The 24,676-nt window shown below is 59.8% G+C and carries 22 protein-coding genes; 18 read left to right on the top strand and 4 right to left on the bottom strand.

Annotation, left to right across the window (positions count from 1 at the left end):
• Positions 1 to 4: 4 nt before the first annotated feature.
• On the top strand, positions 5 to 1,153 hold the full coding sequence (gene argE / locus MHH62_RS23315) for an acetylornithine deacetylase (protein WP_014720396.1): 1,149 nt from the start codon (positions 5 to 7) through the stop codon (positions 1,151 to 1,153).
• Between the two features lie 133 nt (positions 1,154 to 1,286).
• Positions 1,287 to 2,585, top strand: coding sequence for an amino-acid N-acetyltransferase (gene argA / locus MHH62_RS23310; RefSeq protein WP_014720395.1), 1,299 nt, complete (start codon positions 1,287 to 1,289; stop codon positions 2,583 to 2,585).
• A 113-nt stretch (positions 2,586 to 2,698) separates the two neighbouring features.
• Here argA and tauA read toward each other — a convergent pair whose 3' ends face one another.
• Positions 2,699 to 3,685, bottom strand: coding sequence for a taurine ABC transporter substrate-binding protein (tauA, locus tag MHH62_RS23305; RefSeq protein ID WP_339231989.1), 987 nt, complete (start codon positions 3,683 to 3,685; stop codon positions 2,699 to 2,701).
• A gap of 370 nt (positions 3,686 to 4,055) precedes the next feature.
• Between tauA and MHH62_RS23300 the strand changes: the two genes are divergently transcribed.
• From MHH62_RS23300 to MHH62_RS23265, 8 genes are all read left to right on the top strand, one after another.
• Positions 4,056 to 5,399, top strand: coding sequence for an OprD family porin (locus MHH62_RS23300; protein ID WP_034128998.1), 1,344 nt, complete (start codon positions 4,056 to 4,058; stop codon positions 5,397 to 5,399).
• Between the two features lie 274 nt (positions 5,400 to 5,673).
• The gene (locus MHH62_RS23295; RefSeq protein WP_003195267.1) at positions 5,674 to 6,312 is read left to right on the top strand and encodes a peroxiredoxin; all 639 of its coding nucleotides are present in this window, start codon (positions 5,674 to 5,676) and stop codon (positions 6,310 to 6,312) included.
• Between the two features lie 318 nt (positions 6,313 to 6,630).
• Positions 6,631 to 7,224: an NADPH-dependent FMN reductase gene (ssuE, locus tag MHH62_RS23290; RefSeq protein ID WP_014720392.1), complete on the top strand. Its 594-nt coding sequence runs from the start codon at positions 6,631 to 6,633 to the stop codon at positions 7,222 to 7,224.
• A gap of 97 nt (positions 7,225 to 7,321) precedes the next feature.
• Positions 7,322 to 8,290 (top strand): sulfonate ABC transporter substrate-binding protein, encoded by a 969-nt coding sequence (locus MHH62_RS23285; RefSeq protein WP_106110880.1) that lies wholly within the window; start codon positions 7,322 to 7,324, stop codon positions 8,288 to 8,290.
• 26 nt (positions 8,291 to 8,316) lie between these two features.
• On the top strand, positions 8,317 to 9,465 hold the full coding sequence (gene ssuD / locus MHH62_RS23280) for an FMNH2-dependent alkanesulfonate monooxygenase (RefSeq protein ID WP_003195260.1): 1,149 nt from the start codon (positions 8,317 to 8,319) through the stop codon (positions 9,463 to 9,465).
• 9 nt (positions 9,466 to 9,474) lie between these two features.
• A complete protein-coding gene (ssuC, locus tag MHH62_RS23275; protein ID WP_003195258.1) occupies positions 9,475 to 10,260 on the top strand; it encodes an aliphatic sulfonate ABC transporter permease SsuC in 786 nt (261 codons plus the stop codon).
• Positions 10,257 to 11,063: an aliphatic sulfonates ABC transporter ATP-binding protein gene (gene ssuB / locus MHH62_RS23270; protein ID WP_032902254.1), complete on the top strand. Its 807-nt coding sequence runs from the start codon at positions 10,257 to 10,259 to the stop codon at positions 11,061 to 11,063. Before ssuC ends, ssuB begins: the two co-directional genes overlap by 4 nt.
• 19 nt (positions 11,064 to 11,082) lie before the next feature.
• Positions 11,083 to 11,298 carry a TOBE domain-containing protein gene (locus tag MHH62_RS23265; RefSeq protein WP_003176783.1) on the top strand — a complete coding sequence of 72 codons (216 nt, stop codon included), beginning with the start codon at positions 11,083 to 11,085 and terminating at the stop codon, positions 11,296 to 11,298.
• A gap of 122 nt (positions 11,299 to 11,420) precedes the next feature.
• Here the strand turns inward: MHH62_RS23265 and MHH62_RS23260 are convergent, their stop codons facing one another.
• Entirely contained in the window at positions 11,421 to 12,050 is a 630-nt protein-coding gene (locus tag MHH62_RS23260; RefSeq protein WP_032902255.1) for a TetR/AcrR family transcriptional regulator, read from the bottom strand.
• A 244-nt stretch (positions 12,051 to 12,294) separates the two neighbouring features.
• The gene (locus MHH62_RS23255; protein WP_003195252.1) at positions 12,295 to 13,671 is read right to left on the bottom strand and encodes a glutamine synthetase family protein; all 1,377 of its coding nucleotides are present in this window, start codon (positions 13,669 to 13,671) and stop codon (positions 12,295 to 12,297) included.
• 597 nt (positions 13,672 to 14,268) lie between these two features.
• On the opposite strand from MHH62_RS23255, the gene MHH62_RS23250 reads away from it, so the two are divergent.
• The 7 genes from MHH62_RS23250 (at position 14,269) to MHH62_RS23220 (ending at position 22,640) form a co-directional block, all read left to right on the top strand.
• Positions 14,269 to 15,627 (top strand): glutamine synthetase family protein, encoded by a 1,359-nt coding sequence (locus tag MHH62_RS23250; RefSeq protein WP_003195249.1) that lies wholly within the window; start codon positions 14,269 to 14,271, stop codon positions 15,625 to 15,627.
• A 57-nt stretch (positions 15,628 to 15,684) separates the two neighbouring features.
• Positions 15,685 to 17,049, top strand: a complete 1,365-nt coding sequence (locus MHH62_RS23245; RefSeq protein WP_014720386.1) for an aspartate aminotransferase family protein — start codon at positions 15,685 to 15,687, stop codon at positions 17,047 to 17,049.
• A 183-nt stretch (positions 17,050 to 17,232) separates the two neighbouring features.
• Positions 17,233 to 18,327, top strand: coding sequence for a polyamine ABC transporter substrate-binding protein (locus MHH62_RS23240; protein ID WP_019817783.1), 1,095 nt, complete (start codon positions 17,233 to 17,235; stop codon positions 18,325 to 18,327).
• Positions 18,328 to 18,538: 211 nt separating this feature from the next.
• Positions 18,539 to 19,633, top strand: a complete 1,095-nt coding sequence (locus MHH62_RS23235) for a polyamine ABC transporter substrate-binding protein (RefSeq protein ID WP_014720384.1) — start codon at positions 18,539 to 18,541, stop codon at positions 19,631 to 19,633.
• 66 nt (positions 19,634 to 19,699) lie between these two features.
• Entirely contained in the window at positions 19,700 to 20,842 is a 1,143-nt protein-coding gene (gene potA, locus MHH62_RS23230; RefSeq protein WP_003195240.1) for a polyamine ABC transporter ATP-binding protein, read from the top strand.
• Positions 20,839 to 21,759, top strand: a complete 921-nt coding sequence (locus MHH62_RS23225) for an ABC transporter permease subunit (protein WP_003195238.1) — start codon at positions 20,839 to 20,841, stop codon at positions 21,757 to 21,759. Before potA ends, MHH62_RS23225 begins: the two co-directional genes overlap by 4 nt.
• Complete coding sequence (locus tag MHH62_RS23220) at positions 21,756 to 22,640, top strand: ABC transporter permease subunit (RefSeq protein WP_003195236.1); 885 nt, start codon at positions 21,756 to 21,758, stop codon at positions 22,638 to 22,640. The genes MHH62_RS23225 and MHH62_RS23220 overlap by 4 nt, the downstream gene beginning before the upstream one ends.
• Before the next feature lie 138 nt (positions 22,641 to 22,778).
• On the opposite strand, the gene MHH62_RS23215 is transcribed toward MHH62_RS23220, so the two are convergent.
• On the bottom strand, positions 22,779 to 23,420 hold the full coding sequence (locus MHH62_RS23215; protein ID WP_014720382.1) for an HD domain-containing protein: 642 nt from the start codon (positions 23,418 to 23,420) through the stop codon (positions 22,779 to 22,781).
• 248 nt (positions 23,421 to 23,668) lie between these two features.
• Between MHH62_RS23215 and MHH62_RS23210 the strand changes: the two genes are divergently transcribed.
• On the top strand, positions 23,669 to 24,634 hold the full coding sequence (locus MHH62_RS23210) for a GlxA family transcriptional regulator (protein WP_014720381.1): 966 nt from the start codon (positions 23,669 to 23,671) through the stop codon (positions 24,632 to 24,634).
• The last annotated feature ends 42 nt before the right edge of the window (positions 24,635 to 24,676 follow it).

Raw genomic sequence — 24,676 nt, 5'->3', positions numbered from 1 at the left:
GCGCATGCCGTTACCGTCCATGAAAGAGCAGTTCGCCGCCTTGATCGCCGCGCCGTCGGTGAGCTGCACCCAGGCGTCTCTCGACCAGAGCAACCGCCCGGTGATCGACCTGCTCGCCGCTTGGCTGGGCGACCTGGGCTTTGCCATCGATATCCAACCAGTCAGCCCCGGCAAGTTCAACCTGTTGGCCAGTTTCGGCAGCGGCCCCGGTGGCTTGGTGTTGGCGGGGCATAGCGATACCGTGCCGTATGACGCGGCGCTGTGGAAGACCGACCCGCTCAAGCTGACGGAAGTCGATGGTCGCTGGGTAGGGCTGGGCAGTTGTGACATGAAGGGGTTCTTCGCACTGGTTATCGACGCGGTGTTGCCGCTGCTGGACCAACCCTTCAAGCAACCGCTGTTGATCCTGGCCACCTGTGATGAGGAAAGCTCTATGTCCGGTGCCCGTGCGCTGGCCGAGGCGGGGCGCCCATTAGGTCGTGCAGCTGTGATCGGCGAGCCGACCGGGCTCAAGCCTATCCGCTTGCACAAAGGCGTGATGATGGAGCGCATCGACATCCTCGGGCGCAGCGGCCACTCGTCGGACCCCAGCCTGGGCCACAGCGCCCTGGAAGCCATGCATGACGCCATCGGCGAACTGCGCGGCCTGCGCCTGGCGTGGCAGCGCGAGTACCGCAACGCGCAATTCAGCGTGCCGCAGCCGACGATGAACTTCGGCTGCATTCACGGCGGCGACAACCCCAATCGCATCTGCGGCCAATGCTCCCTGGAGTTCGACCTGCGCCCCCTGCCGGGCATGGACCCCGAGGTGCTGCGCGCCGCGATTCGCCAGAAGCTCGAACCCGTGGCCGAGCGGCATAAGGTCAAGATCGACTATGCGCCGTTGTTCCCCGAAGTCCCCCCCTTTGAGCAGCCCGAAGACGCCGAGTTGGTGCGGGTGGCGGAACGTTTGACCGGTCATCGTGCCGAAGCAGTAGCGTTCGGCACCGAAGCGCCTTATCTTCAGCGCCTCGGTTGCGAAACCCTGGTGCTCGGGCCTGGCGACATTGCCTGCGCTCACCAGCCGGGCGAATACCTTGAAATGTCACGCTTGACGCCTACAGTGCGTCTATTGCGGGAACTGATCGAACACTACTGCCTGAAACCTGCATAAATTTGCCCTTGCCCATTCGTACATAAGGAGAGTGAGCGTGTCGCCAAGCCTGTTCCGACGATAACCATCAGCCGCTGTGCGCTTTCACGATTGATCCTTTATTTGGCTGCTTTTTATTACAGGCCCAGGTGTTATGCCCGAATACGTCAATTGGCTTCGTCACGCTTCGCCCTACATCAACGCCCACCGCGACTGCACCTTTGTGGTCATGCTGCCCGGCGATGGTGTGGACCACCCCAACTTCGGCAATATCGTCCACGACCTGGTGCTGCTTCACAGCCTGGGTGTGCGCCTGGTGCTGGTGCATGGCTCGCGCCCGCAAATCGAAACCCGCCTTCAAGCACGCGGCCTTACCCCGGCTTACCACGAAGGCTTGCGCATCACCGATGCTGCGACGCTGGAGTGTGTGATCGACGCGGTGGGCCATCTGCGTATTGCCATCGAGGCGCGCTTGTCCATGGACATGGCGTCCTCGCCGATGCAGGGCTCGCGCCTGCGCGTGGCCAGCGGCAACCTGGTCACCGCACGGCCAATCGGCGTGCTTGAAGGCGTGGACTACCACCACACCGGCGAAGTGCGCCGGGTCGACCGCAAGGGCATCAACCGCCTGTTGGATGAGCGCTCTATCGTGCTGCTGTCGCCGTTGGGGTATTCGCCCACCGGCGAGATCTTCAACCTGGCCTGCGAAGACGTCGCCACCCGCGCCGCCATCGACCTGGGCGCCGACAAATTGCTGCTGTTCGGCGCCGATCCCGGTCTGATCGATGAGAACGGCCGCCTGGTGCGTGAATTGCGCCCACAGCAAGTACCCGCGCACCTGCAGCGCCTGGGCAGCAACTATCAAGCCGAACTGCTCGATGCCGCTGCCGAAGCCTGCCGGGGTGGAGTAGGGCGCAGCCATATCGTCAGCTACGCCGAAGATGGCGCCTTGCTTACCGAACTGTTCACCCGCGATGGTGGCGGTACGCTGGTGGCCCAGGAACAATTCGAACTGGTGCGCGAAGCGGCGATTGAAGACGTCGGCGGCTTGCTGGACCTGATCAGCCCGCTGGAAGAGCAGGGCATTCTGGTGCGCCGTTCGCGGGAAGTGCTGGAGCGTGAGATCGAACAGTTCAGCGTGGTCGAGCGCGAAGGCATGATCATCGCCTGCGCGGCGCTGTATCAGATCGCGGATTCGGATGCGGGGGAGTTGGCGTGCCTGGCAGTGAACCCGGAGTACCGCCACGGCGCGCGAGGCGATGTGTTGCTCGAACGCATCCAGACCCGGGCACGCGCCCAGGGCTTGAAAACCCTCTTTGTACTCACCACCCGTACGGCCCACTGGTTCCGCGAACGCGGTTTTGTGCCGAGCAGCGTGGACCGCCTGCCGTCGGCGCGGGCGTCGCTGTACAACTATCAGCGCAACTCGAAGATTTTCGAGAAGGCCCTGTAAAAGAATACTGCTCTGTGTGGGAGCTGGCTTGCCTGCGATAGCGGCGCCTCGGTTTAACTGCAGGACCGAGTTGCTGGCATCGCGGGCAAGCCAGCTCCCACCAAAGACTGTATTTATTGTGGGATGAATTTGTCGGTCACATAGGCCGAATAATCCGGCAGCACCGTCTCTACCTTCCCCTGTTCCTTCAGGAACTTCGCCGTTTCCTCAATCGCCTTCGCCGTGCCGCCCTTGAGCAGCGCAGCGGTTTGCTGTGCCTGCGCATCCGGAAACGTCGTACCGGCCAACAGTTCCGGAATGTCGTCGGCATTTGAACCTGTCAATTTGGCGATTTTCTGCACTGGCTCGGAATCCACCGTCCAGCTGTCTTTGTGGGCGGCATAGTCGGCAAAGGCATCCAGGGTAACTTTGGCGAACTTGGCCACTACCTCAGGATGTTTTTGCGCAAAATCCTTGCGCGCCACCCATACCTCAAACGTCGGCGCGCCCCATTGGCCCACCTGCGCCGCGTCTGTCAGGGTCTTGCCGCTCTTGCGGATTTCACCCAGGGCCGGGGACCACACAAAAGCCCCATCAATATCGCCGCGTTTCCACGCAGCGGCGATTTCGGCCGGTTGCAGGTTGACCACTTTGACTTGTTTGGTGTCCAGCCCCCAGTGTTTCAGCGCGCCGAGCAGGCTGTAATGGGAGGTGGAGACGAAGGGCGTGGCGATGGTTTTGCCGATCAGGTCCTGGGGTTTATCGATGCCACTGCCGTTGCGCACCACCAAGGCTTCAGAAGCGTTGATCTGTGCCGATACGATAAACGCCACAATCGGCAGGGTGCGCGAGGCCGCCGCCGCGAGCGGGCTGGAGCCGAGGTTGCCGATTTGTACATCACCGGAAGCGATGGCCGTGACTACCTCTGGCCCGCTGTTGAAGCGGCGCCAGGCGATTTTTTCGCCGATGGCTTTTTCGTACAGGCCGTCGGCCTGGGGAACCTTGCTGGGATCGATGCCGGTCTGATAGCCCACCGTCAGGTCGGCGGCGTTGACACCCAAAGAAAGTAATAGCGATACAAAAACTGTAACAAATTGACGGGAGGATGTGCGTTTGGCCATGATGGCGTCGCCTTTTTGATCGTGAGTGACGTATGCAACCATACGCCAACACTAATCGATCTAAAAAAGCACCAGTAAATACCCTTTAGGAATTAGCTTATGGAGCGGCGCGTCTATCCTGACCGGCCAGCTTCACGGAAAGTCTTATTCCTGGATCGTATGAAAAAGAATGAAATAATTCTTTTTGGGTGTATGAAAAACTCATTACCCTGCAGGGACCAAATCAACTGCGATTAGACGAAGGTAGTAGACACACAAGGTTACGATTGACTTGGTGGTCACTATCTGGCGCTAATCGCGCATCTGTGGATCGAGGGCGTCAGACCCGAGACCAAAGAAATACAAAAATTAGAAATGAGAGGAGCGGTACATGAAGAAGTCCACCTTGGCTGTGGCTGTAACGTTGGGCGCAATCGCCCAGCAAGCAGGCGCTGCCGGTTTCATCGAAGACAGCAAGGCCACACTGGGCCTGCGTAACTTCTACATCAACACCGATAACCGCGAAGGCACGGCCAACCCGAGCCGCAACGAAGAATGGGGCCAAGGCTTCGATCTGCGTTTCATCTCCGGTTACACCCAAGGCACCGTCGGCTTCGGTCTGGACGCTATCGGCCTGCTGGGTGTTCGCCTGGATTCCGGCGGTGGCACCAACGGCGCGACTGCCAGCTCCTACGGCGGCACGATCTTCCCGAGCAAGTCCAATGGCGAAGCCGTTGATAACTACTCCAGCCTGGGCCTGACTGCCAAAGCCAAGATCTCTCAAACCGAACTGAAGCTGGGTACCTTGCAGCCCAAGCTGCCGGTCATCGTCACCAACGATGGTCGTATGCTGCCGCAAACCTTCCAGGGTGGCCAGATCACCTCCAGCGATATCAAGGACCTGACCCTGGTTGCTGGCCAGATCGAAAAGGCCAAGGGCCGTAACTCCAGCAACAACGAAAGCCTGTCCATCTCCGGCGCCAACAGCCGTGGTGTGAACTGGCGTTCGAGCAACAAGTTCTACTACGCCGGTGGCGACTACAAGATCACCAAGGATCTGACCGCCCAGTACTACTACGGCAACCTGGAAGATTTCTACAAGCAACACTTCCTGGGCCTGACCCACAACTGGGCCATTGGTCCAGGCGTGCTGAAGTCTGACCTGCGCTACTTCAACAGCTCCGACGATGGTAACAACGGCAACCAGTCCGCTTACTTCTCGACGGGCAACTACAGCGGCGTGAACTCCGGCCGTGGCAAAGTCGACAACAACCTGTACAGCGGCCTGTTCCTGTACTCGGTTGCCGGCCACACCTTCGGTGGCGGTTACCAGGTCAGCAACGGCAGCAGCGACTTCCCTTGGCTGAACCAGGGTGACGGCTCGTCGGCTTACATCACCACCGACATGCAGATCCAGAAGTTCGCCCGTGCCGGCGAGCGCACCTGGCAAGCTCGCTACTCCTACGACTTCGCCAAGGTGGGCGTACCTGGCCTGACCGCGGGTGTGGTTTACCTGAAAGGTGATCATATCGACACCGTCGCCAGCAACCGTACCGAGTTCACCGGCCAGTCCGAGTGGGAACGTGACATCACTGTTGCCTACGTCGTACCGGAAGGTCCGCTGAAAAACGTCGGCGTGGCGTGGAAAAACGCTATGTGGCGCAGCGACATCGCCAACGCACGTAACCAGGACGAAAACCGCCTGATCGTCAGCTACTCGATCCCGCTGTTGTAAGACTGTAAAACCTTGCCCGGCGCAATGCCGGGCAAGGTGTCTTGCTGTTCAAGTCGGGCTCAACCCCCGCAAGCCCTTCCTGAGTTCCTCTTTTTTGCAGCGTCTCAAGGCCTTCTCGAACCTTGTAAGCGATGTTGGCCTCAGGCCGTTCCCAAGTCCAATGAACTGATTTTTAATATTCCTTTATCGTCTAGATAAATCGATATTTATTCTTTTTAAATCAGCAAAAATCCATGCACAGTGGGCTCCATAAGCACTCATCAGGAGCCACACCATGAGCCTAAGACTGGGCGACATCGCCCCCGACTTCGAGCAGGATTCCAGCGCCGGCAAGATTCGCTTCCACGAATGGCTGGGCGACAGCTGGGGAGTGTTGTTTTCCCACCCGGCGGACTTCACGCCGGTGTGCACTACCGAACTGGGTTTCACCGCCAAGCTCAAGGACGAATTCGCCAAGCGTGGGGTCAAGGCCATCGCCCTGTCGGTAGACCCAGTGGACTCGCACCACAAGTGGATCGAAGACATCAACGAGACCCAGAACACCGTGGTCAACTTCCCGATCCTGGCCGACGCCGACCGCAAGGTCTCGGACCTCTACGACCTGATCCACCCGAATGCCAGCGATACCCTCACCGTGCGCTCCTTGTTCGTGATCGACCCGAACAAGAAGATCCGCCTGACCATCACCTACCCGGCCAGTACCGGGCGTAACTTCCATGAAATCCTGCGGGTGATCGACTCGCTGCAACTGACCGACAACCACAAGGTGGCGACGCCGGCCAACTGGCAGGATGGGGATGAAGTGGTGATCGTGCCGTCACTCAAGGACGAGGAAGAGATCAAGAAACGCTTTCCCAAGGGCTATCGCGCGGTGAAGCCGTACCTGCGTCTTACCCCACAACCCAATCGTTAAGGCTGATATCGCCATCGCGGGCAAACCCGGCTCCCACAGTTGACCGCATTCCCCTGTGGGAGCCGGGCTTGCCCGCGATGGCGGCCTGATGAACAGCACAGGCTTCAAGTTGCAAACCGTCTCACACAGCAGGGGTTTTCAGGCCGTTTCGACGGCCTTTTTTTTCGCCTGGCGATTGGTTAAACGCTTATGTATTTATGGAATAAACAAATGAATAAATAAGATTTATAGATATATAAATCTGCTGATAAGGTCTATCCCATCTTGGCGCCATCGCCGCACAGCGAACCGCCGACACTTGCTCAAGGAATCTCCTGCATGCTGGTCGTAACACTTGGAGGCAGTCCCAGCCAGCGTTCCCGCTCTGGGGTCTTGCTGGATAAAACCCGTCAGTGGCTGCAACAGCAGGGCGTGGAAGTGGTGAGTTACCAGGTACGGGACTTCCCGGCTGAAGACTTGCTGCACGCACGCTTCGACAGCCCCAAGGTCATCGACCTGCTGCAACAAGTTGCCAATGCTGACGGGCTGGTGATCGCCACGCCGGTGTACAAGGCGTCGTTTTCCGGGGCGTTGAAAACCGTACTGGACCTGCTGCCGGAGCGTGCGCTGGCCCATAAGGTGGTGCTGCCGATGGCGACCGGCGGCAGCATCGCCCACATGCTGGCGGTGGACTACGCCCTGAAGCCGGTGCTGTCTGCCCTCAAGGCGCAGGAATTGCTCCACGGTATTTTTGCCGAAGACAGCCAGATCGCCTATGGCGAAGGCAGTGTTCAGGCGCAACTGGTGCCGGTACTTGAACAGCGTCTGCACGAAGCCCTGGAGCAGCTCTACAGCGCCATGGCGCGACGGCCAAAACCTTTGGACCCTGACGTATTGAATGAACGTTTGTTGAGTGCTCGCTGGAGCATCTGAGCCTCACCCCGAAAAGCTGGAAACCCTCACCTTACTCAGCCGACAACGGCCAAGCAGGTGCAGCCAAAACCCTAATCGCACAGTTGGAGAGAGCGCCATGCGCACTGTCATCTTGCGTCGTGGTCTGGTCGCACTCTTTGCTGCGGCTGTGTCCTTCGGCGCCATCGTTCAAGCCCAAGCCGCCGAGACCTTGCGGATCGGTTATCAGAAGTACGGCACCCTGGTGCTGCTCAAGGCCAAGGGCACCCTGGAAAGACGCCTGGCCGACCAAGGCGTGCAGGTGCAGTGGACCGAGTTTCCCGGTGGCCCGCAATTGCTCGAGGGCCTGAACGTCGGCTCCATCGACTTCGGCGTTACCGGCGAAACCCCACCGGTGTTTGCCCAGGCGGCTGGCGCCGATCTGCTCTACGTCGCCTACGAACCACCCGCGCCTACCAGCGAAGCGATCCTGGTGCCCAAGGACTCGCCGATCAAATCGGTGGCCGAGCTCAAGGGTAAAAAGGTCGTGCTCAACAAAGGCTCCAACGTGCACTACCTGCTGGTGCGTGCCCTGGAAGATGCCGGCCTCAACTACACCGACGTAAAGACCGTGTTCCTGCCCCCCGCCGATGCCCGTGCCGCATTCGAGCGTGGCAGCGTGGACGCCTGGGTAATCTGGGACCCGTACCAGGCCGCCGCCGAGAAGCAACTGCAAGCGCGCACCCTGCGAGACGGCACCGCAATTGCCGACAACCATCAGTTTTACCTGGCCACCAAACCCTACGCCGAACAGCACCCGCAAGTGATCAAGGCGTTGGTGGAAGAGGTGCGTGCGGTAGGCGAATGGTCCAAGGCCAACCCGCAGGAAGTGACTGAGCAGGTCGCCCCACTGCTCGGCCTGCCGGCAGATATCACCCTCACATCGGTGAAACGCCAGGGCTACGGCGCGCTGTTCCTGACCCCGGAAGTGGTCGCCGCCCAGCAGAAAATCGCAGACACCTTCTACCAACTCAAATTGATCCCCAAGCCCTTGAGCATCAAGGACGTGATCTGGACGCCACCCGCCGCGGTTGCCAAAGCGCCGTAATCCGACTTCATTCAGGAGACAACTCCATGAGCCTCAATATTTTCTGGTTCCTGCCCACCCACGGCGACGGTCATTACCTTGGCACCGCCGAAGGCGCCCGCGCTGTCGACCACGGTTACCTGCAACAAGTGGCCCAGGCTGCCGACCGCCTGGGTTTCGGCGGGGTGTTGATCCCTACGGGCCGCTCTTGCGAAGACTCGTGGTTGGTGGCCGCCTCGCTGATCCCCGTGACCCAGCGCTTGAAATTCCTGGTTGCCCTGCGCCCTGGGATCATCTCCCCGACCGTGGCCGCGCGTCAGGCCGCGACCCTGGATCGCCTGTCTGGTGGCCGTGCGCTGTTCAACCTGGTCACCGGTGGCGATCCGGAAGAACTGGCTGGCGACGGATTGTTCTTGAGCCATGAAGAACGCTACCAGGCGTCGGTGGAATTCACCCGCATCTGGCGCCGTGTGCTGGAAGGCGAGACCGTGGATTACGACGGCGAGCACATCAGCGTCAAAGGCGCCAAATTGCTCTACCCACCGATCCAGCAGCCACGCCCGCCGCTGTATTTCGGCGGTTCCTCCGAGGCCGCCCAGGACTTGGCGGCCGAACAGGTGGAGATGGTGCTGACCTGGGGCGAGCCGCCGGCAGCCGTTGCGGAAAAGATCGCGCAGGTACGCGCCAAGGCTGCAAAACTGGGACGCACGGTGCGCTTTGGCATTCGCTTGCATGTGATCGTGCGCGAAACCAACGACGAAGCCTGGAAAGCCGCCGACAAACTGATCTCCCACCTGGACGACGAGACCATCGCCCGCGCCCAGGCGTCCTTGGCGCGCTTCGATTCGGTGGGCCAGCAACGCATGGCAGCCTTGCACGGCGGTAGCCGTGACAACCTGGAAGTCAGCCCCAACCTGTGGGCCGGCGTCGGCCTGGTACGTGGCGGCGCAGGGACGGCGCTGGTGGGCGATGGCCCCACGGTTGCGGCACGGGTCAAGGAGTACGCGGACCTGGGTATCGATACCTTTATCTTCTCCGGTTATCCACACCTGGAAGAGTCGTATCGGGTCGCCGAGCTGTTGTTCCCGCACCTGGATATCGAACGTCCCGAGCTGCCAAAAAGCGCCGGCTACGTCAGTCCGTTTGGCGAGATGGTGGCCAACGACATCCTTCCCAAAGCTGCGTCACAGAGCTGAGGCGCCGTTATGGACTTAGAAAAAATCAGCCATCGCGTGGCGCCCTGGGTGCTGCCGATCTTATTGCTGGCGGTGTGGCAGTTGTCGGTGTCGGCGGGTTGGTTGTCGACGCGCATTCTGCCAGCGCCGAGTGCAGTGATCGAAGCCGGGGTGAACCTGGTGGTCAGCGGCGAAATCTGGACGCACCTGGCCATCAGCGGCTGGCGCGCCGGCCTGGGCTTTGTGATCGGAGGCAGCATCGGTCTGGCCCTGGGCTTTATCACCGGCTTGTCGAAGTGGGGCGAGCGCTTGCTCGACAGCTCCGTGCAGATGATCCGCAACGTGCCGCACCTGGCGCTGATTCCGCTGGTGATCCTGTGGTTCGGCATTGATGAGACCGCGAAAATTTTCCTGGTGGCCCTGGGGACCTTGTTCCCGATCTACCTGAACACTTACCACGGCATTCGCAATGTCGACCCGGCATTGGTGGAGATGTCGCGCAGCTATGGCTTGTCCGGTTTCAGCCTGTTCTGGCAAGTGATTTTGCCGGGCGCGCTGCCGTCGATCCTGGTGGGGGTGCGCTTCGCCCTGGGCTTCATGTGGCTGACGCTGATCGTGGCGGAAACCATTTCGGCAAGTTCCGGCATCGGTTACCTCGCGATGAATGCCCGTGAATTCCTGCAAACCGACGTGGTGGTACTGGCCATCGTCATGTACGCCATCCTCGGCAAACTGGCCGACCTGGCAGCCCGTGGGCTGGAACGTGTGTGGCTGCGCTGGCACCCGGCGTATCAAGTCAAAGGAGGTGCAGCATGACGGCCCAACAACCTCCGCGTCTGTTGAAGGGTATCCCACTGGCGGTGCGCAAATTGCGCAAGGCCTTTGGTACCCGCGAAGTGCTCAAAGAGATCGACCTGCATATTCCTGCGGGGCAGTTCGTGGCTGTGGTCGGCCGCAGCGGTTGCGGCAAAAGTACCTTGCTGCGCCTGTTGGCGGGGCTGGACAAAGCCAGTGGCGGCGAGCTGCTGGCCGGCTCCGCGCCACTGCACGAAGCGATTGAAGATACACGGTTGATGTTTCAGGAAGCGCGTTTGCTGCCCTGGAAAAAGATCATCGATAACGTCGGCCTGGGCCTCAAGGGCGACTGGCGGCCCAAAGCGCTGGATGCGCTGGAAGCGGTTGGCCTGGCCGAGCGCGCCAATGAATGGCCGGCGGCGTTGTCCGGTGGCCAGAAACAGCGCGTGGCACTCGCCCGGGCGTTGATCCACCAGCCGCGCCTGTTGCTGCTCGATGAGCCGCTGGGCGCACTGGATGCCCTGACCCGCATCGAGATGCAGCAACTGATCGAAAACCTGTGGCGCAAGCACGGTTTCACGGTGTTGCTGGTGACCCACGACGTCAGCGAAGCCGTGGCGATTGCCGACCGCGTGATTCTGATTGAAAACGGCGAAATCGGCCTCGACCTGAACATCGACCTGCCACGCCCACGGGCCCGTGGCTCACACCGCCTGGCCGCGCTGGAAGCCGAAGTGCTCAACCGCGTGCTGTCGCTACCCGGTTCCCCACCGGAACCCGAACCTGTTTCACCGCTGCCGACGCAATTGCGTTGGGCTCAATAACTCACACAGGAAAAACACCATGACTATTAAAGCCATCAACGTGCGTAACCAGTTCAAAGGCACCATCAAGGAAATCGTGGTTGGCGACGTGCTGTCGGAAATTGACGTGCAGACCGCGTCCGGCATTGTCACCTCGGTGATCACCACCCGTTCGGTCAAGGAGTTGGAGCTGGTGATCGGCAGTGAAGTGATTGCCTTTGTGAAATCCACTGAGGTGTCGATTGCCAAGTTGTGATAACGCCACTGATCGTTCCCACGCTCTGCGTGGGAATGCCGCCTGGGGCGCTCCGCGCCCCGCTGTGCCAAAGGTGACGCAGAGCGCCACGGGATGTATTCCCACGCAGAGCGTGGGAACGATCAGCGCTTGGGCAGATAGGCCGGCAAATAAAGCCCCACATACGCGTCAAACACCCGCATCCCTTCCTCCGCCATGCGCGGCGTAATCAGCCCATGCTGATGCACCGACCGCGCGTACACGCGGTCGCTCAACTCCAATGCCAGGGCAAACACGTCCACATCGCTCGGAAGCGTTGGCACTTCAAAGTGGCGATTGAACACCGCCAGCATCAAGTCGCCCAATTCCAGATCATGCTGGCGGTCGGCCTGGGTCACTTCGGCCAACCCGTGCTGAGCGAGGATCAACTGGCGTGCCGCGGCATCGTTGCTGTAGATGCTGAGCATGCGTTGTTCAACGATGTAGGACAGGTCGCGCCAATGCTTGAGCGATTCATGCTCGATGGGTGCCTGGATGGCGGCGCGAAAGGCTGCGTGAACGTCAGCGGTCAACGCCTCCAGCAACGCCGGCACACTGGCGAAAAAGTGGTACACCGATGACGGTGGTATCTGTGCTCGTTCGGCCACGCTGTAGATCGACAAACTGGCCACACCTCCGGCGGCCAGCAAGGTGCGGGCGGCTTCAAGGATCGCATCGATCCGGGCCTGGCTGCGGGCGCGGGGTTTGCGAGGGGCGGCGGGGCGGGTGGTCATGGATGTCTCCTACAAGGCAGCGGGCATTGTATGAGCAGGAAGGTGTGTTGTCTGCCAGGCCGCTATCGCAGCGATGCGGCGACCCGACAAGCCAGCTCCCACAATGGAACGCATTTGAAGGTTGGAACGCGATCAAATGTGGGAGCTGGCTTGCCTGCGATGAGGCGAACCCGGTTTCCAAAATAAACCCATAAAAAAACGCCACTGACCAAAATCAGCGGCGTTCTTTTATTGCAGCAACCGCTTACACGGTATGCAGGTACCAGTTGTACTCAAGGTCGGAGATGGAGTGTTCAAACTCCTCCAGCTCACTTTCCTTACAGGCGACGAAGATATCGATGTATTTAGGATCGATGTACTTGGCCATTACCTCGCTGTCGTCCAACTCACGCAGGGCATCGCGCAGGTTGTTCGGCAGGCTCTGCTCGTTCTGCTCGTAGCTGTTGCCTTCCACCGGAGCGTTCGGCTCGATCTTGTTGGTCAGGCCGTGGTGCACGCCCGCCAATACCGAGGCCATCAGCAGGTAAGGGTTGGCATCGGCGCCAGCCACACGGTGTTCGATACGCACGGCATCGGACGAGCCAGTGGGTACGCGAATCGCCACGGTGCGGTTATCCAGGCCCCAGCACGGCGAGTTCGGCACGTAGAACTGTGCGCCGAAACGACGGTAGGAGTTGACGTTGGGGCACAGGAACGCCATCTGGGCGGGCAGGGTCTCCAGCACACCGCCGATCGCGTGACGCAATGCGGCGTTCTGCTCGGGATCCTCGCTGGCAAAGATGTTCTTGCCGTCCTTGTCCAGAATGGAGATGTGCACGTGCAAACCGTTGCCTGCCTGGCCTGGGTAAGGCTTGGCCATGAAGGTGGTGTCCATCTCATGGTCGTAGGCGATGTTCTTGATCAGGCGCTTGAGCAGTACCGCGTAATCACAGGCCTTGATCGGGTCGGCAACGTGATGCAGGTTCACTTCGAACTGCGCCGGGGCACTTTCCTTGACGATGGCGTCCGCTGGGATGCCTTGCTCCTTGGCACCTTCCAGAATGTCCTGGAGGCAGTCGACGTATTCGTCGAGGTCGTCGATCAGGTAGACCTGTGTCGAGTGCGGGCGTTTGCCGGAAATCGGTGAGCGGGGCGGTTGTGGCCGGCCGTTCACGTTCTCCTGGTCGATCAGGTAGAACTCAAGCTCGAAGGCGGCGCAGATGGTCAGACCGAGGTCGTCAAACTTGGTAACAACTTGGCGGAGCACTTCGCGCGGATCGGCGAAGAAAGGTTCACCTTCAAGTTCGTGCATGGTCATCAGCAGTTGCGCGGTAGGGCGCTTTTGCCAGGGTTCATTGCACAGGGTGTCGGGGATTGGATAACAGATTCGGTCAGCATCACCGATGTCCAGGCCCAGGCCGGTGCTTTCCACCGTAGAGCCGTTGATATCCAGGGCAAATAAAGAGGCAGGCAGGTTAATGCCCTTCTCGTAAACCTTGTGGAGGCTGGTGCGTTCGATGCGCTTACCGCGCACCACACCATTCATATCCGCAATTAGAAGGTCTACGTACAGAACCTCAGGATGATCCTTAAGGAACGCGTTCGCTTCGTTAAGCTGAACGGCACGCGGGGGTACCGACATGATGCAACACCTTTGTTGTTAAAAATATCAATCATTGATCTTTTCTGGTTTCAGTCAACCCGAACGGCCTGCCGAAGTCAAGCGAGGCATTTTTTGCCCTAAAAAAGCGCCATGGAGCCTTTTTTGCGGGGTTTTGGGGCGGTTTTTTGGGTTTTAGGGGCTTGGGACCTGCAGGCTTGAGCGGGCCGTGTAGGATTTTTTACGGGGGTGTTGTGTAAAAAAATGAACAAGGCTAAGCTCGATTCAAACCCATAACAGCAATAATACCGGGGTGCTTCATGTTTCACCTGCCGCCAATCGGCGTCTGCGCCTGCTTCAGCCAGGCTTTGTCCGCAGCTCGTTCGCCCCGTGTGAATGCTCAGGCACCGGCCAATATTCTTGACGGCCCGGCCGATCTCCTTTTTGCCATCTCCGACGCCACTGAGCGACCCTCATCCGCCGTGCCGATCATAATTGCGCACAACTTTGGCCTGAGGAATGCAACCTGCGGGCAAATGGCAGGTAAGCTCCTACCCTGAATGAAAAAACGACGCGGATGCTGCGTCAACCAACGCCTGGCCTTTAATGGATGCCAGGAAACCCAGCCCAGAGGCATTTATGAGTAACAACCTCGACCAGCTCACCGATTGGTTGAAAGACCACAAGATCACAGAAGTCGAATGCATGATTGGCGACCTCACCGGCATTACCCGGGGCAAGATCTCGCCGACCAATAAGTTCATTGCCGAAAAAGGCATGCGCCTGCCCGAGAGCGTTCTGTTGCAGACCGTGACCGGCGATTATGTCGAAGACGACATCTATTACGAATTGCTCGACCCGGCCGACATCGACATGATCTGCCGCCCCGACCAGAACGCGGTATTCCTGGTGCCCTGGGCCATCGAACCGACCGCCCAGGTGATCCACGACACCTACGACAAGCAAGGCAACCCGATCGAGCTGTCGCCGCGCAACGTGCTTAAGAAAGTCCTCAAGCTCTACTCCGACCGCGGCTGGCAGCCCATCGTGGCGCCGGAGATGGAGTTCTACCTGACCAAGCGCTGCGAAGACCCGGACTTCCCGCTGCAACCGCCGATTGGCCGCTCCGGCCGCCCGGAAACCGGTCGCCAGTCCTTTTCTATAGAAGCAGCCAACGAATTCGACCCGCTGTTTGAAGACGTCTACGACTGGTGCGAACTGCAGGAGCTGGACCTCGACACCCTGATCCACGAGGACGGCACCGCGCAGATGGAAATCAACTTCCGTCACGGCGATGCCCTGTCCCTGGCCGACCAGATCCTGGTGTTCAAGCGCACCATGCGTGAAGCCGCGCTCAAGCACGACGTGGCCGCCACCTTCATGGCCAAGCCCATGACCGGCGAGCCCGGCAGCGCGATGCACCTGCACCAGAGCATCATCGACATTGCCACCGGCAAGAACGTCTTCTCCAATGAAGACGGGACCATGAGCCAGCTGTTCCTCAACCACATCGGCGGCCTGCAGAAGTTCATCCCTGAATTGCTGCCTTTATTCGCCCCCAACGTGAACTCGTTCCGCCGCTTCCTGCCCGATACCTCGGCGCCGGTGAACGTGGAATGGGGCGAAGAAAACCGCACCGTCGGCCTGCGCGTACCGGATGCCGGCCCGCAGAACCGCCGCGTGGAAAACCGCCTGCCGGGAGCCGACGCCAACCCGTATCTGGCGATTGCCGCCAGCCTGTTGTGCGGCTACATCGGCATGGTCGAAGGCCATAACCCGAGCGCGCCGGTGGTGGGCCGTGGTTATGAGCGGCGCAACCTGCGCCTGCCGTTGACCATCGAAGACGCTCTGGAACGCATGGAAAACAGCAAGACCATCGAGAAATACCTGGGGCAAAAATTCATCACAGGCTACGTCGCGGTCAAGCGGGCCGAGCATGAAAACTTCAAGCGCGTGATCAGTTCGTGGGAGCGGGAATTCCTGCTCTTCGCCGTCTGATGCGCCGGGCGCGCCTTTTAAATGGCGCGCCTTCACTGAAAAGTCTAGGAGATTGGTATGTCCAGCAACAACCCGCAAACCCGTGAATGGCAAGCCTTGAGCAATGATCACCACCTGGCGCCGTTCAGCGACTTCAAGCAATTGAAAGAGAAAGGCCCAAGGATCATCACCAAAGCCCACGGTGTTTACCTGTGGGACAGCGAAGGCAACAAGATCCTCGACGGCATGGCCGGCCTGTGGTGCGTGGCGATCGGTTACGGTCGCGATGAACTGGCCGATGCCGCCGCCAAACAGATGAAAGAACTGCCGTACTACAACCTGTTCTTCCAGACCGCACACCCGCCGGTATTGGAGTTGGCCAAGGTCATTTCCGATGTCGCGCCGGCAGGCATGAATCACGTGTTCTTCACCGGCTCCGGCTCCGAAGGCAACGACACCATGTTGCGCATGGTCCGCCACTACTGGGCGATCAAGGGCCAGCCCAACAAGAAAACCATCATTGCCCGCAAGAATGGCTACCACGGCTCTACCGTGGCCGGCGCCAGCCTGGGCGGCATGACCTATATGCACGAGCAGGGCGACTTGCCGATCCCGGGCATTACCCACATCGCGCAGCCGTACTGGTTTGGCGAAGGCGGCGACATGAGCCCCGAGGAATTCGGTGTGTGGGCCGCAAACCAGTTGGAAGAGAAAATCCTGGAGCTGGGCGTGGACAACGTCGGCGCCTTTATTGCCGAGCCGATCCAGGGCGCCGGTGGCGTGATCGTGCCGCCTGCCACGTACTGGCCGCGCATCAAGGAAATCCTCGCCAAGTACGACATCCTGTTTGTCGCCGACGAAGTAATCTGCGGCTTCGGCCGTACCGGTGAGTGGTTCGGTAGCGATTTCTACGACCTCAAGCCGCACATGATGACCATCGCCAAGGGCCTGACCTCGGGCTACGTGCCCATGGGCGGCCTGATCGTGCGTGACGAAGTGGTGGCGGTGCTCAACGAAGGGGGCGATTTCAACCACGGCTTTACCTACTCCGGCCACCCGGTGGCCGCGGCTGTTGCGCTGGAAAACATCCGCATCCTGCGCGATGAAAAAATCGTTAACCGAGTGCACGACGAAACGGCACCGTATTTGCAGAAACGTCTGAGGGAACTGGGCGATCATCCGCTGGTGGGTGAAGTACGCGGCGTCGGTATGCTCGGTGCGATCGAGCTGGTGCAGGACAAGGCGACGCGCAAGCGTCACGAAGGCAAAGGCGCCGGCATGATCTGCCGAACCTTCTGCTTTGAAAATGGCCTGATCATGCGCGCCGTGGGCGACACTATGATCATTTCGCCGCCACTGGTCATCAGCAAGGCTGAAATCGACGAGCTGGTCACCAAGGCCCGCCATTGCCTGGACCTGACTTTGGCTGCCTTGCAGGGCTAAGTGCTAGGCTCAGTGCGCGGTGCACTGGGCAGTTAAAAAGGCAGGGGCTTTGGTTGAAAGCCAGCCCCTGAACTTGCCAGACTGTCGCCCTGTTTTGTTGCCCTTCGGTTGGGCCGTAAAACATACAACGCTTGTGGCCCAAAAAAGAAAAAATTGGAGCATCACCAAATGAAGGCATTAGGTTTGAAGAACGCTGGCAAGACCCTCCTCGCCTTGTCCCTGATGGGTGCAATGGCGGGCGCGGCCCAGGCAGACAATAAAGTGCTGCACGTTTACAACTGGTCCGACTACATTGCACCGGACACCATCGCCAACTTTGAAAAAGAGTCGGGCATCAAAGTGGTGTACGACGTTTTTGACAGCAACGAAACCCTGGAAGCCAAGTTGCTGGCAGGCAAGTCCGGCTACGACATCGTCGTGCCGTCGAACAGCTTCCTCGCCAAGCAGATCAAGGCCGGTGTCTACCAGGAGCTGGACAAGTCCAAGCTGTCCAACTACGGCAACCTGAACAAATCCCTGCTCAAGGCCGTATCGGTCAGCGACCCGGACAACAAGCACGCCTTCCCGTACATGTGGGGCTCGATGGGCATCGGCTACAACCCGGAGAAGGTCAAGGCCGCACTGGGCGTGGACAAGATCGACTCGTGGGACGTACTGATGAAGCCGGAAAACATCGCCAAGCTGAAAAGCTGCGGCGTGAGCTTCCTCGATTCGCCGACCGAAATGCTGCCGGTAGCGCTGCATTACCTGGGCCTGCCGACCGACACTACGAAGAAGGCTGATCTGAAACAGGCCGAAGACCTGTTCATGAAAATCCGTCCTTCGATCGGCTACTTCCACTCCTCCAAGTACATCTCCGACCTGGCCAACGGCAACATCTGCGTGGCTGTGGGCTACTCGGGTGACATCGAACAGGCCAAAACCCGCGCGGCTGAAGCCGGTGGCAAGGTCAAGATCGCCTACGACATTCCCAAGGAAGGTGCTGGCAGCTTCTTCGACATGGTCGCCATTCCCAAGGATGCCGAAAACGTCGAGGCTGCCTACGCATTCATGAACTACCTGCTCAAGCCAGACGTCATGGCCGCGATCACCAACAGTGTGCGTTTCCCGAACGGTAACGAGAAAGCCACTGCCCTGGTCGATAAAGACATCACCAGCGACCCGGGTATTTATCCGTCGGCCGAAGTGCAATCCAAGCTCTACGCCATTGCCGACATGCCAGCGGCAACTCAGCGTGAAATGACCCGTAGCTGGACCAAGATCAAATCGGGCAAGTAAGCCTCAAAACCTGTGGGAGGGGGCTTGCCCCCGATGACGGAGTGTCAGTCGGCGATTCTCTCGGATGGTGCATCGCCATCGGGGGCAAGCCCCCTCCCACAAATTAGATCAAAGAAAGTTTTGCCGGATCGGTTTATCGACGGTAAGTTGCGCGCCGGTTTTGTTGCCGGGCAACAACTTCAAGGCCCCAACTATTCAAGAGGACCTCCACTTGCCAATTTCTTTATTTCGCAAAGCCATGCTGGTGGGTGCAGGTATCACGCTGGCTGCCAGCGTACAGGCCGCACCGACGGTGCATATTTATAACTGGTCGGACTACATCGGCCCCGACACCCTCGCCAACTTCGAAAAGGCCAGTGGTATCAAGCCTGTGTATGACGTGTTTGACTCCAACGAAACCCTGGAAGGCAAGTTGCTCGCCGGGCGCACCGGCTACGACGTGGTGGTGCCGTCCAACCATTTCCTGGGCAAGCAGATTAAGGCCGGGGCATTCCAGAAGCTCGACAAGTCACTGCTGACAAACTACGCCAACCTCGACCCGGTGCTGCTCAAGCGCCTGGAAAAGAACGACCCGGGCAATCAGTACGCGGTGCCGTACCTGTGGGGCACCAATGGCATTGGCTACAACGTCGACAAGGTCAAGGAAGTGCTGGGGGTCGACAAGATCGACTCCTGGGCCGTGTTGTTCGAACCGGAAAACATGAAGAAGTTGGCCACTTGCGGTGTGTCGTTCATGGACTCGGCCGATGAAATGCTGCCCGCAGTACTCAACTACATGGGCCTGGACCCCAACAGCACCAACCCGGCCGACTACAAGAAGGCCGAGGAAAAACTGCTGAAAGTGCGGCCCTACGTGACCTACTTCCATTCCTCCAAATACATTTCGGACCTGGCCAACGGCAACATCTGCGTGGCGGCCGGTTTCTCCGGCGATGTGTTCCAGGCCAAGGCCCGTGCGGCGGAGGCGGGCAAAGGCGTGAACATCGCCTACACGATTCCCAAAGAAGGCGGCAACCTGTGGTTCGACGTGCTGGCGATTCCCAAGGATGCCAGCAACGTCAAGGAAGCCCATGCCTTCATCAACTATTTGCTGCAGCCTGAGGTGATCGCTCAGGTCAGCGATCAAGTCGGTTACGCCAACCCTAACCCAGGGGCGGACAAACTGATGGAGCAATCGATACGCACCGACGCAGCGGTTTACCCACCGCAGGCGGTTCTCGAGCGGACATTCGTCAACTTTGAGCTACCCCCGAAAGTGCAGCGTTTAATGACCCGTAGCTGGACCAAGGTCAAGACGGGCAAGTAAGGCTCAAACTATCCAAGGCTGGCCCGCATTGGGCCGGCTGCACAGTTTTTTTTGGGAGTTTCGTAAATGGCAGTTGCCTCCGGCGCCTATAAGAAAGCCCTCGAGGGCGACCAGACACCGAAAAAGGTGTTGGTCAAAATCGACCGGGTCACGAAGAAGTTCGACGAGACGATTGCCGTGGACGATGTGTCCCTGGAAATCAAGAAAGGCGAGATCTTCGCCTTGCTCGGCGGTTCGGGTTCGGGCAAATCCACCTTGCTGCGCATGCTTGCAGGTTTCGAGCGCCCAACCGAAGGTCGCATCTACCTCGACGGTGTGGACATCACCGACATGCCGCCCTACGAGCGGCCGATCAACATGATGTTCCAGTCCTACGCCTTGTTCCCGCACATGACCGTGGCGCAGAACATCGCCTTCGGCTTGCAACAGGACAAGATCCCCAAGGCTGAAGTCGACGCACGCGTGGCCGAGATGCTCAAGCTGGTACAGATGAGCCAATATGCCAAGCGCAAGCCGCACCAACTGTCCGGCGGTCAACGCCAGCGCGTGGCACTGGCCCGCTCCCTGGCCAAGCGCCCGAAACTGCTGCTGCTCGATGAGCCGATGGGCGCCCTGGACAAGAAGCTGCGCTCGCAGATGCAACTGGAGTTGGTGGAAATCATCGAGCGCGTCGGCGTGACCTGCGTGATGGTGACCCACGACCAGGAAGAGGCCATGACCATGGCCGAACGCATCGCGATCATGCACCTGGGCTGGATCGCCCAGATCGGCAGCCCCATCGATATCTACGAAACGCCCACCAGCCGCCTGGTGTGCGAGTTCATTGGCAACGTCAACATTTTCGACACCCAAGTGGTGGACGACGCTGAAGGCCACGCGGTGCTCAAGTGCCCGGACCTGGACCGCGACATCTACGTGGGCTACGGCATCGCCACCTCGGTGGAAGACAAGTCGGTGACCTACGCGATTCGCCCGGAAAAGCTGCTGGTGACCACTGAAATGCCGACCTGCGAGCACAACTGGTCCAGCGGCAAGGTGCACGACATCGCCTACCTGGGCGGCCACTCGGTGTTCTACGTGGAGCTGCCGAGCGGCAAGCTGGTGCAGTCTTTCGTTGCCAACGCCGAACGCCGTGGCCAGCGCCCAACCTGGGGTGACCAGGTGTACGTGTGGTGGGAAGACGACAGCGGCGTGGTACTTCGCTCATGAACATGAAGAAATTCAAGCGGCGCTTGGATCGCATCGTGCCCAATGGCAAGCAGGTGGTCATCGGGATTCCTTTCCTCTGGCTGTTCCTGTTTTTCGCACTGCCGTTTTTCATCGTGCTGAAAATCAGCTTTGCCGAAGCCGATGTGGCGATCCCGCCCTATACCGAGATCTATACCTACGTTGAGCAAAAGCTGGAGGTGGTGCTGAACCTGGCCAACTACAGCTTGCTGGCGGGCGACGAGTTGTACATCGCCGCCTACCTGGGCTCGCTGAAGATGGCGTTTTTCAGCACGCTGCTGTGCCTGCTGATCGGCTACCCGATGGCCTACGCCATTGCCACCGCGCGCAAAGAGATGCAGACCGTGCTGGTGCTGCTGATCATGATGCCCACCTGGACCGCGATCCTGATCCGGGTGTATGCGTGGATGGGCATCCTCAGCAACAACGGCCTGCTCAATGGCTTCCTGATGTCCATGGGCTTGATCAACGAGCCGCTGCAGATCCTCAACACCAACATCGCGGTGTACATCGGCGTGGTCTATTCGTACCTGCCGTTCATGATCCTGCCCCTGTACGCCAACCTGGTGAAGCACGACCAGAGCCTGCTGGAAGCTGCTTCGGACCTCGGTTCGAGTACCTTCAACAGCTTCTGGAAAATCACCGTGCCGCTGTCCAAGAACGGCATCATCGCCGGTTGCATGCTGGTGTTTATCCCGGTGGTGGGCGAGTTCGTGATTCCTGAACTGCTCGGCGGCCCGGAAACCCTGATGATCGGTAAGGTGTTGTGGCAAGAGTTCTTCAACAACCGTGACTGGCCGGTGGCGTCTGCCCTGGCGGTGGTGATGCTGGCGATCCTGATCGTGCCGATCATCCTGTTCAACCGCAGCCAGGCCAAAGAGCTGGAGGGCAAGATATGAAGCGCTTTCGTTTCTCCAGCTTCATGCTGGTCGCAGGCCTGTTGTTCATCTACCTGCCAATGTTGATCCTGGTGATCTACTCGTTCAACGAATCCAAGCTGGTGACAGTGTGGGGCGGTTGGTCGATCAAGTGGTACGTGGGCCTGTTGGACAACACCCAGTTGATGGGCTCGGTGGCCCGCTCCCTGGAAATTGCCTGCTACACGGCGGTGGCGGCGGTGGCGTTGGGTACCCTGGCGGCCTTCGTGCTGACGCGCATCAGCCAGTTCAAGGGCCGCACGCTGTTCGGTGGCCTGGTGACGGCACCGTTGGTGATGCCCGAAGTGATCACCGGTCTGTCGCTGTTGCTGCTATTCGTGGCCATGGCGCAGATGATCGGCTGGCCCCAGGAACGTGGCATCGTCACCATCTGGATCGCCCACACCACCTTCTGTGCGGCGTATGTGGCGGTGGTGGTGTCGGCGCGCTTGCGTGAGCTGGACCTGTCGATCGAAGAGGCGGCGATGGACTTGGGCGCACGGCCGTGGAAGGTGTTCTTCCTGATCACCATCCCGATGATCGCGCCATCGCTGGCAGCGGGCGGCATGATGTCGTTCGCGCTATCGCTGGACGACCTGGTACTGGCCAGCTTCGTGTCGGGCCCTGGTTCCACCACCTTGCCGATGGAAGTGTTCTCGGCGGTGCGTCTGGGGGTTAAACCCGAGATCAACGCCGTGGCGAGCCTGATTCTGTTGGCGGTGTCGCTGGTGACCTTCCTGGTGTGGTTCTTCAGCCGTCGGGCCGAAGAGCATCGCAAGAAGGCTATTCAGCAAGCGATTGAAGAAGCCGCAGCGGATGGCTGGCAGCAGCCGGACAAGCGCCGGGCGCCAGCGCCGGTCTGACTGCCGGAGCAGGGTGAAAATGTGGGAGCTGGCTTGCCTGCGATGGCGGTGTATCAGTCACTTATAAGGTGCTGACTCACCGTCATCGCAGGCAAGCCAGCTCCCACAGTAGTTTTGCGGTGCTTATAACATCGGGTTTCAGTCAGCCCACGGCGACGTGCGGATCACCTGCACAAAATTCATCGGCTTGAACCCCGGCTCCTGGTCCACCAGCACGTCGGTCTTAACATTGCCAAACGTGGTCTGCGGGCGATGGCGCAAGCCGTCGGCGAACGCGCAGATGATGCACTCCTTGAACCCTTCACCCCGTGGATGCGCATGCACCACCGCTTCGCGCTGCGCGCTGCTGAACGCGGCGTAGTCCATGCCCAGCACATCCATCTCCACACCAGCGGTCACCAGCGCTACGGTGGGACGCAAGTGTTTCGGCACACCCGGCGTGGTGTGCAGTGCGATGGACAACCACACTTGTTCGATATCGTCATCGCTCAACCCATAGGGCTTGAGAAATGCGGCGGCGGCGTTGGCGCCGTCCACTTCGAAGCGCTCGTCGTCACTGCGGTGGCCTTCCACCAGCCCCAGGTCATGGAACATCGCGCCGACGTAGAGCAACTCCGGGTCGTAGGCCAATTGCTTGCGCTCACCGCTCAAGGCGCCGAACAGGAAGACGCGGCGCGAATGGTGGTAGAGCAGGTCCGATTCGACGTCGCGGATGTATTCGGTGGTGGCCCTGGCCAAGGTGCTGTCAGGGATCTGGATACCGGCTATGGTGGTGCTCATGGTGGATCTCCTCTGGAAAGATTCCAGTCTGGTCCCATGACCCTGAAGCGGCTATCGCCACAGGGAGGCGATCCCGGCCAATGTGCCGCCACATCGTGCCAAGCATGTAGGCGATCCCCTGTGGGAGCTGGCTTGCCTGCGATAGCATCACCTCGGTGTACCTGAGGTACCGAGTCGTCTGCATCGCAGGCAAGCCAGCTCCCACAAGGGGGTCGCGTTTATCCAGTTGGAAAAAGGTGTTTGTGACCATGGGCAAAACCGTCGCCATCCTGATCTTCCCCGGTGTCCAGTCGCTGGACGTGACCGGGCCGATGGATGTGTTCTGCGAGGCCAACCGCTTCCTGGCGCCCGAGGATCACTATCGGCTGGAAGTACTCGGCTTTGGCCACGGCGCCATGGCGGCCTCCAACGGTTTGTCACTGCAGGCGCACAAGCACTACAGCGAAGCCCGGCAACCCTATGACCTGTTGCTGGTCGCCGGCGGCCCGCAGTTACCCTTCGAGGATTTCGGCTTCGAGTTTGACGCTTGGCTGCGCGCGGCCGCCGCGAAGGCGCAGCGCTTCGGCTCGATCTGCAATGGCGCCTTCATGCTGGCCCGCGCAGGTCTGCTGGACGGCAAGACCGTCACGACCCATTGGAACGATGCCGCCAGCCTGGCGCGCCTGTGCCCCTCGGCCCAGGTCGAAGCCGACCGTCTCTATGTGCAGGACGGCAAGCTCTACACCTCCGCCGGGGTCACGGCAGGTATCGACCTGTCGTTGTACTTGCTGGCCCAGGATCACGGCCCGGAAGTGGCCCTGAGCGTGGCCAAGCGCCTGGTGGTGTTCACCCAGCGCTCGGGCGGGCAATCGCAGTTCAGCCCGTTCCTCACGCCCCATGCCGAAACCACCTCGGCGGTGGCGCTGGTGCAGCTGTACGTGCTGGCCAACCTGACGGGAGACTTGACCATTGCCGACCTGGCCAAGGCGGCCAATATGAGTGCGCGCAATTTCTCCCGGGTGTTTGCCCGTGAAGCGCGGATTACGCCAGCGGAATTTGTCGAGAGGGCGCGCGTGGATGCAGCGCGGGTGATGCTTGAAAGCAGCCACGCACCGCTTAAGACCGTGGCCTATCAATGCGGCTTTCGCGACGCCCAGCACATGCGCAGTGTGTTCAACCGCCGGCTGGGCGTCACGCCGCAACAGTTCAGGCTTAACTTTGCAGCGCCGGTTTGAGCGTGCGTGATCGTTCCCACGCTCTGCCTGGTAACGCCTCTT

Origin of the sequence: Pseudomonas sp. FSL L8-0168 (genome assembly GCF_037976155.1) — a bacterium.
Taxonomy (GTDB): Bacteria; Pseudomonadota; Gammaproteobacteria; order Pseudomonadales; family Pseudomonadaceae; genus Aquipseudomonas; species Aquipseudomonas paracarnis.
This window is presented reverse-complemented; position numbering and strand designations above follow the sequence as displayed.

Coding starts and splice junctions, on each gene's coding strand:
- MHH62_RS23215 (WP_014720382.1), bottom strand. CDS start 23,420: ATGAGCACCACCATAGCCGGTATCCAGATCCCTGACAGCACCTTGGCC.
- ssuB (WP_032902254.1), top strand. CDS start 10,257: ATGACGGCCCAACAACCTCCGCGTCTGTTGAAGGGTATCCCACTGGCG.
- MHH62_RS23210 (WP_014720381.1), top strand. CDS start 23,669: ATGGGCAAAACCGTCGCCATCCTGATCTTCCCCGGTGTCCAGTCGCTG.
- MHH62_RS23295 (WP_003195267.1), top strand. CDS start 5,674: ATGAGCCTAAGACTGGGCGACATCGCCCCCGACTTCGAGCAGGATTCC.
- MHH62_RS23245 (WP_014720386.1), top strand. CDS start 15,685: ATGTCCAGCAACAACCCGCAAACCCGTGAATGGCAAGCCTTGAGCAAT.
- MHH62_RS23260 (WP_032902255.1), bottom strand. CDS start 12,050: ATGACCACCCGCCCCGCCGCCCCTCGCAAACCCCGCGCCCGCAGCCAG.
- ssuD (WP_003195260.1), top strand. CDS start 8,317: ATGAGCCTCAATATTTTCTGGTTCCTGCCCACCCACGGCGACGGTCAT.
- MHH62_RS23250 (WP_003195249.1), top strand. CDS start 14,269: ATGAGTAACAACCTCGACCAGCTCACCGATTGGTTGAAAGACCACAAG.
- MHH62_RS23225 (WP_003195238.1), top strand. CDS start 20,839: ATGAACATGAAGAAATTCAAGCGGCGCTTGGATCGCATCGTGCCCAAT.
- MHH62_RS23220 (WP_003195236.1), top strand. CDS start 21,756: ATGAAGCGCTTTCGTTTCTCCAGCTTCATGCTGGTCGCAGGCCTGTTG.
- tauA (WP_339231989.1), bottom strand. CDS start 3,685: ATGGCCAAACGCACATCCTCCCGTCAATTTGTTACAGTTTTTGTATCG.
- ssuC (WP_003195258.1), top strand. CDS start 9,475: ATGGACTTAGAAAAAATCAGCCATCGCGTGGCGCCCTGGGTGCTGCCG.
- MHH62_RS23255 (WP_003195252.1), bottom strand. CDS start 13,671: ATGTCGGTACCCCCGCGTGCCGTTCAGCTTAACGAAGCGAACGCGTTC.
- MHH62_RS23265 (WP_003176783.1), top strand. CDS start 11,083: ATGACTATTAAAGCCATCAACGTGCGTAACCAGTTCAAAGGCACCATC.
- potA (WP_003195240.1), top strand. CDS start 19,700: ATGGCAGTTGCCTCCGGCGCCTATAAGAAAGCCCTCGAGGGCGACCAG.
- MHH62_RS23285 (WP_106110880.1), top strand. CDS start 7,322: ATGCGCACTGTCATCTTGCGTCGTGGTCTGGTCGCACTCTTTGCTGCG.
- argA (WP_014720395.1), top strand. CDS start 1,287: ATGCCCGAATACGTCAATTGGCTTCGTCACGCTTCGCCCTACATCAAC.
- argE (WP_014720396.1), top strand. CDS start 5: ATGCCGTTACCGTCCATGAAAGAGCAGTTCGCCGCCTTGATCGCCGCG.
- ssuE (WP_014720392.1), top strand. CDS start 6,631: ATGCTGGTCGTAACACTTGGAGGCAGTCCCAGCCAGCGTTCCCGCTCT.
- MHH62_RS23300 (WP_034128998.1), top strand. CDS start 4,056: ATGAAGAAGTCCACCTTGGCTGTGGCTGTAACGTTGGGCGCAATCGCC.